This is a genomic window from Pseudomonas sp. GW823-FHT02E01 (assembly GCF_058797535.1).
Map to the genome: position 1 here is coordinate 687018 of NZ_JBXAJS010000001.1, position 13877 is coordinate 700894.

Below are 13877 nucleotides of genomic sequence, written 5' to 3' on the forward strand. Positions count from 1 at the left end.
CTGACTGGACTGGCCCCATCGCGAGCAGTCTCGCTCCTACAGGTTTTGTGAACGACATAAAACCACTGTGGGAGCGAGCTTGCTCGCGATGGCAATCTAACAATCAATCGATCATTCGAGCCGTACCAAACAGACTGACCCGACTCAACTCCCCCAACTCTTCCGCCAGCAAGATCGGCGCCGTGCCACCCGGCATCGTCACCTTCACCTCCCCGGCGCTGACCCAACCTGCCCGCCAGGCCGCACAGGCCACTGCGCTGGCGCTGGTCCCCGACGACGCCGTCGGCCCCTCGCCCCGCTCGAATACCCGCGCGGCGATGTGTCCTTCGGACACGCGCATTGCCCATTGCAGGTTGATTCCCGCCGGACAAGGCTTGCCTGCGCCGACCGGCATGGCGTAGGCGATTCGCGTCAGCCCCTCACCCAGCGCCGGCTCGCGCATCTGCTCGTTGCTCGGCAGGTCCTCGGCACTTTCCACCAGCGTCACGCAATGGGGATTGCCGACCCGCGCGAACTGGCTGTGCGACCATGCACTATTGAGTGCCGACAATTGTTCAACGTGGCTGAGTTCGCGACCATTGAACATCGCCGCTTCAACCCCGTGAGCACTGACCGCCGACGGCCCGAATCCCGGCTGGCCCAGATCGAGCCAAAAACCCTTCACGCCCTCGACCTCTGCGGCTTTCACTGAAGTCTGCCCCGGCGAAGGCGAATCAGCCTTGTCGTGGTGAACCCTGAGCAGACAGGCTTCGTTCTGCGGCAACAGCCCTTGATCACTGAGGGCCTGGGAAAAAATCGTCAGCCCGTTGCCACTGCGCTCGGCCAGGGTACCGTCGGTGTTGACGATCAACAGATCAAAGGGAGGCGACGACTGAAACGGTCCGACCAGCAAACCGTCGCTGCGATGATCCTTGCTACCGGACGGTTGAGTGCCTGGAGCCCAGCTGCAGCAAGCCTCGATCGCGGCCAGCGCCCAGGCTTCAAGGGTTTGCGCTGCCTGGCTGGCCTGGTCGGGCAGGTCGATGCCCTGGCGGCGCAGTTCTTCGGGCGTTACCACGATGTAAATGTTGCCCCGTGCATCGTACCTCTGCGCCATGGCGCCCTCCGTGTGTCATTGGAATGGTTCAACATATCGCGAAAAACACTGGCGCTGTGCAACCATATCGCCCTGTTTGACCGTAAAACTTTCCGGGCACTGATCGAACCCTCACAGGCCGATCACTGTCCGTTGAGGACGCGACGCTTTTTGCCAAGGATTGTTATGACCAGCCTCAACAGCCAAACCACCTTCGTACCCGGGCGCCTGGAACAGATGTCCACGCGCATCGCCTTTTTCATCGCCGGGGTCGGCATCGCCGCGTGGGCACCGCTGGTGCCCTATGCCAAGGCCCGGGCCGGACTGGATGAAGGCACCCTGGGATTGTTGCTGCTGTGCCTGGGGGTAGGTTCTATCCTGGCGATGCCGCTGGCCGGGATCCTGTCCACACGTTTCGGCTGCCGGCGGGTGACGGCCGGCGGGACCCTGCTGATCTGTGCCGCCCTGCCGCTGCTGGCGACGGTGTCGTCGATTCCGGCGCTGATCGCCGCATTGTTCATGTTCGGCGCGGGGCTGGGCACCGTGGATTCGACGGTCAACCTGCAAGCGGTGATCGTCGAGCGCGCCAGCGGCAAAAACATGATGTCGGGGTTCCATGGCCTGTTCAGCCTGGGCGGGATTGTCGGCGCGGCAGGCGTCAGCGGATTGCTTGGCCTGGGGATCTCCCCTCTGGGGGCCACGCTGGTGGTGATCGTGTTGCTGCTGATCGCGCTGGCCAAGGCCGTGCCGCATCTGTTGCCCTACGGCAGCGAGAGTTCGGGACCGGCGTTTGCCGTGCCCCATGGCATCGTCCTGTTCATTGGCGGCATGTGCTTCATCGTGTTCCTCGCCGAAGGCGCTGCGCTGGACTGGAGCGCGGTGTTCCTGACACAGGAACGTGGCATCGACACCGCGTATGCGGGGCTCGGTTATGCGGCGTTTGCCTTGACCATGACGGTCGGGCGTTTGACCGGTGACAAAATCGTACGGCGGTTGGGCGCGACGCGGGTGATTGTGTCCGGCGGGCTGACCGCCGCCGCAGGTTTGTTTCTGGCGACGTTCGCACCGAGCTGGGAGGCGGCGCTGGTGGGTTATGCGTTGCTGGGTGCCGGTTGCTCGAACATTGTGCCGATACTGTACACCGCGGTCGGCAAGCAGACGGTCATGCCCGAAAGCATCGCCGTGCCGGCCATTACCACCCTGGGTTATGCGGGCATACTGGCAGGCCCCGCCGTCATCGGCTTCGTCGCCCATGGCAGCAGCTTGAGTTTTGCCTTTGCCCTGATGGCGGTGTTGCTGGTGGCGGTTGCCATTGGCGGGAGAGTGTTGAAGGTCTGAAACGCATCGCGAGCAAGCTCGCTCCCACAGGGATCACACGGAACCTGTGGGAGCGAGCTTGCTCGCGATGAATTCACCTCGGTCTATCAGAACCCGACACTGGCCTGCACAAAGAACGTGCGCGGCGCACCGACATACATGCCCGAGTTGTTGTCGCTGGAACGGGTGAAGTACTGCTTGTCGAAGATGTTCTTCACCCCCGCCCCCAGTTTCAGGTTCGACACCTGCGGACCGAAGTCATAGCCGGCACGTGCGTTCCAGAGCACGTAACCCGGGATATCACCGAACTGGCCATCAGCGGTGCCTTCAGTGATGTAGTCGCCGTTGAAGCTGCCATCGGCGTTCACGCCGGTGCCCGGCGAGCGCTGCTTGGACTGGGCGAACGCATCGAGGTTGTAAGTCCAGCGGTTGACGTCGTAACGCAGGCCGGCGGTGGCCACCTGGCGGGAGTAGAACGGCAGGTCACGGCCCTTGAAGCCCGGGATCTCACCTTCGTAGGTGGCGCGGGTGTAGGTGAAACCGGCGTTGGCGGTCAGGCCGTCCAGCATCGGGTTCAGCGCGGCCATGTCGTAGTGCACCGAGGCTTCGATACCCTGGTGCTTGGTCGCGCCGAGGTTGGTCCAGCCCACGTCATTGCTGATGTATTGCAGTTCGTCGTCGAAGTCGATGTAGAACAGCGTCACTTCACCGCCCCACACGTCATCGTTGTAGCGCGTACCGATTTCGTAGGTCTTGGCCTTTTCCGGCTCCAGGCCGTTGGCGGGCTCATTACCGATACCGCCCTGCCCCAGCTGGAAATACTGCAGCGCGCCGAACGAGGTTTCGTAGTTGGCGAACAACTTCCAGGCATCGGACATGTGATACATCACGCTCAGGGCCGGCAGCGGCTCATTGCTCTCGATGCTGCGTTTTTTCTCCGGCACCCGTTTACCGGCGTTATCGAGTACCGGGCGATCGTGCCAATCGGTGCTGATGTGCTCGAAGCGAATGCCTGGCGTGACAGTCCAGTTGCCAACGTCAATCTTGTTGTCGACGTAGACCGAATTGGCCTCGGTTCCACCGGTACGGTCCTGATAGACATGGCCGTCCGCCCCCGGACGCACGACCGGCTCATTGTTGACCAGCGCCACACGGCTGGCCTCTTCGTGCATGGCCTCTTTCAGGTAGCGATAACCGACGCTGACTTCCTGGGTGGTAGGGCCCACATCGAAGACGTGAGACACCCGTGGTTCGATACCGTAGGTGTAGTAGGTGCGCGGGTAGGAGTTGAGTGTCTTCAGGTCACGGGAGGCGATGTTGCTGCCACGGAAACTGTCGGTGTAGTAGGTCAGCACTTCGGCCTGGGTGCGATCGTCGATCTGCCGCACCCACTTGAACGACACATCCTTGCGGCGGCCGCTGAAGTTGTCGTGGTCGCGCACGGACTGGAACGGGTCGGCGTCGTACTGCGCCTGGGTCAGGCCGCCGGGCATGTCGGCCTTGGCATCGTAGTAGTGAAAGTTGAGGCTGAAATCGTCGACATCGGTCGGCGCCCAATGGGTCTTGAGGATCACGTCGTCGATGTCGTTGCCGTTGTTGCTTTCACGGTAACCGTTGCCGTTCACGCCGGAATACAACAGCGCCACGCCCATGCCGTTGTCGGCGGTGCCGCCCATGAACGCGGTGTCGATGTGCTTCCAGCCACCGTGTTGCGAGGTTTCCAGGGTGGTGCCGATTTCCGCGGAGGCTTGTTCCGGGATCGCGCGGGTCACGAAGTTGATCACGCCGCCGACGTTTTGTGGTCCGTAGCGTACGGAACCGGCACCGCGCACCACGTCGATGCTGTCGAGGTTGCCCGAGGAAATCGGCGCCATGGACAGTTGCGGCTGACCGTAAGGAGCGAACGCCGCCGGGATACCGTCGATCAGCACGGTGGAGCGAGGCGACAGGCGCGAAGTCAGGCCGCGCACGCCGACGTTGAGGGAAATGTCGCTGCCACCGGTTCCGTTGGCGTCCTGCACCTGCACACCCGGGACACGTTTGAGTACGTCGCCGACGTTCATCGCGCCCTGCTCGACCATGGCTTCGCGGCGGATCACGGTTCGTGCCCCGGGGTGGTTCTGCACCACGGCGGCATCGGCGTCGCCGAGCCAGTTACCGACAACCTTGATGTCAGTCACGCCCAGTTCCAGTGGACCGCTGGCCGCCGATGCTGGTGCCGGCATCAGCGTCACCGAACCTTCATCGATCTGGTATTGCAGGCCGCTGCCTTGCAGCAACTGGCGCAGCGCGTCTTCCGGGGAAAGGTTGCCATCCACCGCCGGAGCCTGCTTGCCGGCGACCAGTTCAGGGCTGAAGAACACCTGAAGCGAGGTTTGCTGGCCCAACTGACTCAGGGCCTGTCCCAAGGGTTGCGCCGGGATGCGGATGGCATCGGCGGCAAAGGCCTGGGGCAGCGCAACGTTGACCGCCAGCGCGAGGGCCAGCGGTAACCAGGGGAGTTTGTTGTTTTTAGCGGTGGAATTTTTCACGTCGAACGTAATCCTGTGGATCGCAAGAGTGTGCGCTTGTTAATGCAAACCAGTTGCAGTTGAACAGGAAGACGATGAACTCGAAAAAAACCTGAATTTTATTTTGAAATTATTTCCTGGCTGCCATCGCCAAGGGTGCGCACGGCCACGGGGAGGATGCTCGGCAAGGCCTTGAGCAGCGCATCGGTGTTGTCGGATTTGAACACGCTGGTCAGGCGCAGATCGCCCACCGCTGCACTGGCGACCTTGAGTGGCTTCTCGCGATAGCGCGAGACCTGCTCGGCGACATCGGCCAGGCTGGCATTGTTGAACACCAGTTTGCCGTTGCGCCAGGCGGTCATTTCCGCCGGGTTGACGGCATAGGCGGCGGCAACTTTGCCCTGGGCATCGACGTGGGTGCCAAGGCCTGCCGTCAGATTGATGAAATCGTTATCGGCGGCGTCGCGACCTTGAACCTTGACGCTGCCCCGCTCCACCACCACCCGGGTTTCGCTGGCGCCATGTCGTACGTCGAATCGGGTGCCGGTGACCGTGACCTTGCCGCTGCCCGCCGCGACCACGAAAGGCCGGCCAGTGTCATGCTCGACGCTGAACATCGCTTCGCCTTCGGTCAGCTCGACGTTGCGGCGATCCTTTTCAAAGCGCACCTGAATCCGGCTGCGGCTGTCCAGATCGACCACCGAGCCATCGGGCAACGCCACCTGGCGTCGCTCATTCAGGGCCGTTGAAAACTCGGCGATATAAGGCGCCGGATGATTCAGGCCGCTGAACAAACCCAGGCCGAGCGCTACCGCCAACACGCTGGCAGCCACCGCGTAACGCAGCACGGGACGACGTTTTTTCAGGGCTGGCGGGGTTTCACACAGGGCCCGCAAGCGCGCCGTCGGCACCAGGTCGGCGGCGCTCCACAAGCCCTGGAGCACTTCGAATTCGCTAAGGTGCTGGGGGTGCTGCTCCAGCCAGAGTTGAAACTGACGCCGCACTTCGACATCGGCAACAGGCTCCTGCAAACGCACAAACCACTGCGCCGCGTCATCGCGAACCGCTGTTTGCCCGCACGCACAATCACGAGTATCCATCATGGAAGTTCCTGTTTGGCTGGGGAGGAGAAGGCGCGGCCGGTCATGACTGCAACCCGTCCAGGCGATCGCGCAGATGCCGAAGCGTGCGGATCATATACTTTTCCACCATGTTCTTGGACAGCCCCAGGCGTTCGGCGATTTCGGCCTGGGTCAGGCCCTCGATTTTCTGCCAGACAAACACCTTGCGGCAGTTGACCGGCAGCTCGGTGAGCGCCCGTTCGATGGAATCAGCCAGCTGGATCGCGTGCATGAAATGCTCCGGGTCGCCGGTCGGCGACTCACTGAGATCGATCGCCTCTGACTCCATGGCGCCCCGCCGGTCCTCACGCCGATAACCATCCACGGCAATGTTGCGCGCGGTCTGGTGCAAATACGCCCGGGGCTGCTGCACCACCCCCGAATCGGACTCAAGCACCCGCACGAAGGTATCGTGGGCCAGGTCCTCGGCCTGCTGACGATTCCTCAGGCGACGGGTCCAGGTGCCAACCAACTCTTCGTAATGCTCGAAAAAGCCGTGTCTGCGGGGCAGCTTGAGGGTCATTGCGGTGTGCTGTGGAGACGGGGCGTGAATAGTAATGCTTCCTATTAACTTGAAGCAATGGTTTGCGTCCGCCACACAGGGCACTTTATCCCCTTGCCATTGTGCATTTCGTCAGGAAAGCTCAATTGCGGCACGGAACCAAAGAAATCTGGCAGGCATTCAAATGCAGCCATTGACTGGTTGTAACAAAGTGCAGAAATGCCCGTACCCGGCTTTCACCCAGGAATTCACACATGTTCAGCCCCAAAGCATCGCCCAAGAGAACACCGCTGGCCCGCCTCGCCCTGGCCATCACCCTGAGCACCCTCGGCCTGCCGTTCTGGACGGGTAATGCCCAGGCCCACGGCGGTCACGCCGAAATGGTGCCGCTGCAAGCGGGTCTTGAGGAATTTGGCGCCACGGTGAAATGGGACGATTACGCCAACCTGTTCACCATTGCCAAGGACGGGGTCTACCTCAAGGTCAAGCCCGACAGCAAAGTGGCGATGCTCAACGGCAAGCGTATCGAGCTGACGGTGCCGGTGGTGTTCAAGGACCATACGGCGTTCATGTCCAAGGACTTTATCAACCAGGTGTTCCAGTCCGGGCTGGACAAGACCTTCGTCGTCGAGACCCGCCCCAACCCGCTCAACCCCCTGAGCGCAGCCGAAATCACCACGGCAGTGGACATCGTCAAGAAATCGGAAAACTACAAGCCTGGCTTCCGCTTCACCGAAGTCTCGGTCAAGGAGCCGCCGAAGGATCAGGTGTGGAACTTCGTCTTCACCGGGCAAAACGTCGCCCAGCCGCGTGAGGCCTCAATCGTGGTGCTCGACGGCAAGCACGTGATCGAAGCCCTGGTCGACCTCGACATAAAAGAACTCAAGTCCTGGAAACCAATCGAACGCGCCCACGGCATGGTGCTGCTGGACGATTTCGCAACGGTGCAGACGGCTGTGGAAACCAGCCCGGAATACGCCCAGGCCCTGGCCAAGCGCGGCATCAACGATGTGAAAAAGGTTGTGGCCACGCCGCTGACTGTCGGTTTCTTCGACGGCAAGGACGGCCTGGCGCAGGACAAGCGCCTGCTGAAAATCGTCAGCTACCTCAACACCGGTGACGGCAACTACTGGGCGCACCCGATTGAAGGCCTGGTGGCGATTGTCGACCTGGAACAGAAGAAGCTGATCAAGATCGAAGACGAAGCGCTCATTCCGGTGCCGATGAATCCGACGCCGTATGACGGTCGCGGACGCCAGGGCGTCGCAGTCAAACCGCTGGAAATCATCGAGCCCGAGGGCAAGAACTACACCATCAGCGGCAACAGCATTCACTGGCAGAACTGGGACTTCCATGTTCGCCTCGATTCGCGGGTCGGGCCGATCCTGTCCACCGTCACCTACGACGACAAAGGCAAGAAACGCAAGATCATGTACGAAGGCTCGCTGGGCGGCATGATCGTGCCTTACGGCGACCCGGACGTCGGTTGGTACTTCAAGGCCTACCTCGACTCCGGCGACTACGGCATGGGCACCCTGACCTCGCCGATTGCCCGTGGCAAAGACGCCCCGCAAAACGCCGTGCTGCTGGACGCCACCATCGCCGACTACACCGGCGCACCGACCGCAATCCCGCGCGCCATGGCGGTGTTCGAACGCTACGCCGGCCCCGAATACAAACACCAGGAAATGGGCCAGCCCAACCTCAGTACCGAGCGCCGTGAGCTGGTGGTGCGCTGGATCAGCACCGTGGGCAACTACGACTACATCTTCGACTGGGTCTTCCAGCAGAACGGCACCATCGGCATCGACGCCGGCGCCACCGGTATCGAAGCGGTCAAGGGTGTGAAATCGAAAACCATGCACGAAGACACCGCCAGGGAAGACACGCGCTACGGTACCCTGCTCGACCACAACATCGTCGGCACCACACACCAGCACATCTACAACTTCCGTCTCGATATGGACGTGGACGGCGAGCAAAACTCGCTGGTGGAAGTGAACCCGGTGGTGTTGCCCAACGACCGTGGCGGGCCACGCACCAGCACCATGCAGACCGAAACCAAAGTGGTCACTACCGAACAGCAAGCGGCGCAGAAGTTCGACCCGTCGACCGTGCGCCTGCTGACCAACTTCAGCAAGGAGAACAAGGTCGGCAACCCGGTTTCCTATCAGCTGATCCCTTATGCCGGCGGCACGCACCCGGTGGCCAAGGGTGCCAACTTCGGCAAGGACGAATGGCTCTACCACCGCCTGAGTTTCATGGACAAGCAGCTGTGGGTGACGCAATACAACCCGGAGGAAAAGTACCCGGAAGGCAAATACCCGAACCGCTCGGACAAGGACTCGGGCCTGGGGCAGTTCACCCAGGACAATCACTCCATCGAGAACACCGACGACGTGGTCTGGCTGACCACCGGCACCACCCACATCGCCCGCGCCGAAGAGTGGCCGATCATGCCGACCGAATGGGTGCATGTGCTCTTGAAGCCGTGGAATTTCTTCGATGAAACGCCGACGTTGAACCTCAGCTCACCGAAATAAGGCACACGCAAAAACCTGTAGGAGCGAGCCCGCTCGCGATGGATGTCAACGATGACGCGGGCTGTCTGAATACCCGCGTTGTCCTGACGTTTTTCGCGAGCAAGCTCGCTCCTACAGGTACAGGCAAAATCTCACGCATGCCGCTTGCGATACTCCCCCGGCGCAATGCCGAAGCGCGACTTGAACGCTGTCGAGAAGTAACTCGAATCGGAAAACCCCCACGAATACCCCAGCACCGACAACTTCTCCTCCTTGCCCGATTGGCGCAGGGATTCGGCGCACAGGTCCAGGCGACGGTTCTTGATGTAGCGCGCGACCACCAGCCCTTTCTTGGCAAACATCCGGTACAGGCCACGGGTGGAGATGCCGACTTCCCGCGCCAGCCATTCCGGGCACAGGTCTTCGGAGCGAATGTTTTCGTCGATGCAGGTGAGCGTCTTGCGAAAGATCCGCTCATGGGCATCGGTGCAATCGTCGGCCTGGCTGATCGCCGGGCGCAACAGACTGACAATCGCCTCCAGGGTCGCTTCGCTTTCCTGCCGGGTCAGGTGCTGCTGGCGGGTGGCATCGAGGATCAACCGGTGCGAGAGCATCGCGATGGGCGAGGTTGCTGCAATCCGGTGGCCGCACTTGACCTGATTGAAGCGCAGGGTTTGCTCGACCAGTTGATATGGCAGGATCAGCGACAACTGCCGGGAGTTTTCGCCGTAGGTGAAGTCGCTGGGCCGCGAAGCATCGATCAGCGTGATGTCGCCGGGGGACAGCAAGACCTTGTCGTCGCCTTGGGCCATGCCCGCCGTGCCGTCGAGTTGGAACACCGCAAAATACTTGCCGCCCTCGCCCGCCGCGACTTCCTGGGGCGTACGGTACAAACGCGCCTGGCACACGTCGACGAAACTGAGTTTGAGCGCATCGCTCTGATATTCGCGGATACGTCCGGAAAAGTCGCTGCCCAGGGGTTGTGCGTTGAAGGCGCCACAGATCTGGTTGATCTGATGGATCCACTGGTCGAACCCATCATGGCGCTGTGCTGTTGTGGAAATCATGTCAGGCCTCACGCAGGCTTATTTTTATTGTCTACGTCAATCCACACGACATCGGATACTTCGAGTCTCCTGAACCGCACCACTCCCTGAACAATGACGTGCTATTTCAGTCCGCCAAAACGCCGATAGAAGCTTTCACCCACATCCGGCAACGGGCCGTCGGCCGTTTCCAGTGCGGCGTTCAGCCATTCTTCGGCCTTGGCGTAGATCAAACGGTAAATGTTGCGGCACAACTGGCGGGCGGCGCGGCCTTCCCAATCGCCGGGCAGCAACTCGTCCGGCAGTTGCGGGTCGCGCAGCAGCAGCTTGCGGTACTCGTGAATCAGCAGCACCCGCGCCAGGAAGCAGTCGGCCGGTTGCAGGTTTTCCTGCTCGCGCAGGGCTTGCCACAGCGGCCGGAACAGCTGGATGAACTCGCTGTAGTGCGCGGCCAGCTCCTCGATGTTCCAGCTCTCGCGCACCTGCAGGCGCAGGGCCTTGGAGGCCAGTACATCCTGGGCGGTGGTTTCGAAGACAATGGTGTCTTCCTGCGCGCCGAGGTCGAGCAGGGTCGCGTTGACGTCGGAACGGTCGCTGCGCGGACAGGCCAGCACCACCGGCGAAATCGCGCCGAAACCCTGCCACTCCAGTTCTTCACGCACCTGTTTGCGTTTGTCCTGGGTCAGTTGCGAGAGCATCACCAGGCACCAGGAACCATCCCAGGCCGGCATCGTAGTGCTGTAGACCCGCTTGAAGGCCTTGTCGAAACGCCGGCGACCGGTGCCGGTCAGGCTGTAGTAACTGCGGCGACCGACCTTCTCGGCGGTCAGCCAGCCTTCTTTGGTCAGGCGAAAAATCGAGGTGCGAATCAGCCGCTCGTTGATGCCGATGGGCTCGAGCAACTGAATCAGGCTGCCCAGCCAGACGGTGCCGCCATGGGGTTCGATGGCATCCCCGTACAACGTGATGATCAAGGAACTGGCGCGGATCGGCGTCTGCTCCTGGAAGCGGGTAATCAGATGGTTCAAGGGAGTCAGGGACGACATGGGCGTTCCGTGTAAAAAAAGAAAAGGAATATACCGAAACTCTGCCTGTTAATCGCATCCACCTGTAGGAGCGAGCCTGCTCGCGAAAAACGTCCGGACAACACGGGCATTCAGACAGCCCGCGTCATCGTTGACGTCCATCGCGAGCAAGCTCGCTCCTACAAAGGGATTTGTATTCACTGGGAACTGCCCTTGGGCCGCAACCCCCTGTCGCTGATGCGCGGGCGATCAGCTTCCGGCTCGGCCAGCGGCTCGCAGACCTGCATCTGTTCCAGGCAACGCTTGGCCAATTCCTGATACTCACGTGTGCCCGCCTGCTTCCACGCCACTTCCTGATCGCTGAGGCTGCGCTTGATGCTGGCCGGTGCGCCCATGACCAGCGACTGCTCCGGGCATTCGAAACCGGCCTTGACGAACGCCGCCGCCGAAACGAATGAACGCGGACCGATCCGGGCGTTGTCCATCACCACCGCATTCATGCCCACCAGCGCATCGGCGCCAATCCGGCAACCGTGCAGCACCGCACCGTGGCCGATGTGGCCATTGCGCTCGACCACGGTGTCGCTGTCGGGGAAACCGTGCATCACGCAGGTGTCCTGCAGGTTGGCGCCCTCTTCCAGCACGATCCGCCCGAAATCCCCGCGCAGGCTGGCCAGCGGGCCGACATAGCAATGGGGGCCGATGATCACGTCACCGATCAATACGGCGGACGGATGCACATAAGCGCTCGGATCAACCACCGGAGTCAGGCCATCAAGGCTGTAGCAGGTCATGGAAGCTTCCTTCACAAAGCGATGCAAATAATGACTCATTTTGTATCACATCACTTTTAACAGCACAAAGACTAAAAACCGTATCACTTGAAATACACCTTTCCGACGAATGCCAGCACGCCTCAAAAATCACCATAAAACCCAATGTTTTCTAGGCAGAACCCGCTATCAGCACTCCTTCAGCGGGAAGATGAAAAATCAAAACGCACATCAATAAGACACATTAAATCTATTTACGTATTGCTTTTACGTATCACGTTATAGCTATACTTGGGCAAAACCGGCCCATGCGGCCGATCCAATAACGAGCCGGCACCCCGCCGAGCGTGCACCGTGAGAGCATCCGCCATGCCTCTGACCCTTGCCGTCGAATTGATCGAGCCTGGTGTCCGCCTGATTACCCTGCAGCGCCCGCAAGCCCTGAACGCCCTGACCACCGAGTTGCTGGGCGAACTGGCCGCTGAACTGAACATCGCGCAAGCCGACCCCGACACCCGTGCCGTGGTGCTCACCGGCAGCCGCAAAGCCTTCGCCGCCGGTGCCGACATCAAGGAAATGGCCGAGCGCAATCTGGTCGGCATCCTCGACGACCCGCGCCAGGCCTCGTGGCAAGCCATCACCCGCTTCAGCAAACCGCTGATCGCCGCGGTCAACGGCTTCGCCCTCGGCGGCGGCTGCGAACTGGCGATGCACGCCGACATCATTATTGCCGGCGAAGACGCCCGCTTCGGCCAGCCGGAAATCAACCTCGGGATCATGCCCGGCGCCGGTGGTACCCAACGTCTGCTGCGCGCCGTCGGCAAATCCATGGCCATGCAAATGGTGCTGACGGGCGAGCCGATCGACGCCCGTCAGGCCCAGCGCGTCGGTCTGGTCAGCGAAGTGACCCAGCCGGAATTTACCGTCGATCGCGCCCTGCACATCGCTCGCAGCATTGCGGCCAAGGCGCCACTGGCGGTGCGCCTGGCCAAGGAGGCGCTGCTCAAGGCCATGGACACGGACCTGGCCACCGGCCTGCGTTTCGAGCGTCACGCCTTCACCGTGCTGGCCGGCACCCGCGACCGCGACGAGGGCATTGCGGCCTTCCAGGAAAAGCGCAGCCCGACTTTCACCGGGCAATAAAACGGCCACTGACATCCGAATTCGAACGACTGCCAAGAGAACGCCAAGACCATGAACTTCGAACACATCCTGTTTTCCATCAACGCCGGCGTCGCCCTGCTCAGCCTCAACCGGCCAGACCAGCTCAACAGCTTCAACACCCAGATGCATGGCGAAGTGAAGGAAGCACTCAAGCAAGTGCGGCAGAACCCGGACGTGCGCGTGCTGCTGCTGACCGGTGAAGGTCGCGGCTTCTGCGCCGGGCAGGACCTGAGCGACCGCAATGTCGCGCCGGGCAGCGCCGTACCGGATCTGGGCGAGTCCATCGAGAAGTTCTACAACCCGCTGATCCGCCAGTTGCGCGACCTGCCGCTGCCGGTGATCTGCGCGGTCAACGGCGTGGCCGCCGGGGCTGGCGCCAACATTCCGCTGGCCTGTGACCTGGTACTGGCGGCGCGTTCGGCCAGTTTCATCCAGGCGTTCTGCAAGATTGGCCTGATCCCTGATTCAGGCGGCACCTGGACCCTGCCGCGTCTTGTGGGCATGGCCCGGGCCAAGGCTTTGGCACTACTGGGCAACCGCCTTAGCGCCGAACAAGCCGAGCAATGGGGCTTGATTTACCAGTGTGTGGAAGACGCCGAACTGCGCGATGAAGCCCTGAAGCTGGCCCGCCACCTCGCCACACAACCGACCTACGGTCTGGCGCTGATCAAACGCAGCCTGAACGCCAGCATGAGCAACAGCTTTGACGAACAGCTCGAGCTGGAGAAAGACCTGCAACGTCTGGCCGGGCGCAGCGAGGACTACCGCGAAGGCGTCGGTGCCTTCATGGAAAAACGCACCCCAGTTTTCAAGGGACGCTGA

11 protein-coding genes are annotated in these 13877 nt (G+C 61.5%); 4 read left to right on the forward strand and 7 right to left on the reverse strand.

The window, feature by feature from the left end; translation table 11 throughout:
- Positions 1-103: 103 nt before the first annotated feature.
- Positions 104-1096 carry a diaminopimelate epimerase gene (locus AC1RDQ_RS03140; RefSeq protein WP_489848190.1) on the reverse strand — a complete coding sequence of 331 codons (993 nt, stop codon included), beginning with the start codon at positions 1094-1096 and terminating at the stop codon, positions 104-106.
- A gap of 165 nt (positions 1097-1261) precedes the next feature.
- Here AC1RDQ_RS03140 and AC1RDQ_RS03145 point away from each other — a divergent pair, with 165 nt between their 5' ends.
- Positions 1262-2413, forward strand: coding sequence for an MFS transporter (locus tag AC1RDQ_RS03145; RefSeq protein ID WP_492586272.1), 1152 nt, complete (start codon positions 1262-1264; stop codon positions 2411-2413).
- An 86-nt stretch (positions 2414-2499) separates the two neighbouring features.
- Here AC1RDQ_RS03145 and AC1RDQ_RS03150 read toward each other — a convergent pair whose 3' ends face one another.
- The 3 genes from AC1RDQ_RS03150 to AC1RDQ_RS03160 all read right to left on the reverse strand — a co-directional run bounded on the left by AC1RDQ_RS03150 (position 2500) and on the right by AC1RDQ_RS03160 (position 6546).
- The gene (locus AC1RDQ_RS03150) at positions 2500-4923 is read right to left on the reverse strand and encodes a TonB-dependent siderophore receptor (protein WP_154863640.1); all 2424 of its coding nucleotides are present in this window, start codon (positions 4921-4923) and stop codon (positions 2500-2502) included.
- Positions 4924-5021: 98 nt separating this feature from the next.
- On the reverse strand, positions 5022-6005 hold the full coding sequence (locus AC1RDQ_RS03155) for a FecR family protein (protein WP_492586274.1): 984 nt from the start codon (positions 6003-6005) through the stop codon (positions 5022-5024).
- A 40-nt stretch (positions 6006-6045) separates the two neighbouring features.
- On the reverse strand, positions 6046-6546 hold the full coding sequence (locus tag AC1RDQ_RS03160; RefSeq protein ID WP_492586276.1) for a sigma-70 family RNA polymerase sigma factor: 501 nt from the start codon (positions 6544-6546) through the stop codon (positions 6046-6048).
- A 233-nt stretch (positions 6547-6779) separates the two neighbouring features.
- Between AC1RDQ_RS03160 and tynA the strand changes: the two genes are divergently transcribed.
- Complete coding sequence (gene tynA, locus AC1RDQ_RS03165; protein WP_492586278.1) at positions 6780-9068, forward strand: primary-amine oxidase; 2289 nt, start codon at positions 6780-6782, stop codon at positions 9066-9068.
- 131 nt (positions 9069-9199) lie between these two features.
- Here tynA and feaR read toward each other — a convergent pair whose 3' ends face one another.
- The 3 genes from feaR to paaY all read right to left on the reverse strand — a co-directional run bounded on the left by feaR (position 9200) and on the right by paaY (position 11912).
- Positions 9200-10114, reverse strand: coding sequence for a transcriptional regulator FeaR (gene feaR / locus AC1RDQ_RS03170; RefSeq protein WP_492586280.1), 915 nt, complete (start codon positions 10112-10114; stop codon positions 9200-9202).
- A gap of 101 nt (positions 10115-10215) precedes the next feature.
- Positions 10216-11139 carry a phenylacetic acid degradation operon negative regulatory protein PaaX gene (gene paaX, locus AC1RDQ_RS03175; RefSeq protein ID WP_007972019.1) on the reverse strand — a complete coding sequence of 308 codons (924 nt, stop codon included), beginning with the start codon at positions 11137-11139 and terminating at the stop codon, positions 10216-10218.
- A 176-nt stretch (positions 11140-11315) separates the two neighbouring features.
- Entirely contained in the window at positions 11316-11912 is a 597-nt protein-coding gene (paaY, locus tag AC1RDQ_RS03180) for a phenylacetic acid degradation protein PaaY (RefSeq protein WP_492586282.1), read from the reverse strand.
- A gap of 348 nt (positions 11913-12260) precedes the next feature.
- On the opposite strand from paaY, the gene paaF reads away from it, so the two are divergent.
- Entirely contained in the window at positions 12261-13034 is a 774-nt protein-coding gene (paaF, locus tag AC1RDQ_RS03185) for a 2,3-dehydroadipyl-CoA hydratase PaaF (protein WP_492586284.1), read from the forward strand.
- Positions 13035-13085: 51 nt separating this feature from the next.
- On the forward strand, positions 13086-13877 hold the full coding sequence (paaG, locus tag AC1RDQ_RS03190) for a 2-(1,2-epoxy-1,2-dihydrophenyl)acetyl-CoA isomerase PaaG (RefSeq protein ID WP_492586286.1): 792 nt from the start codon (positions 13086-13088) through the stop codon (positions 13875-13877).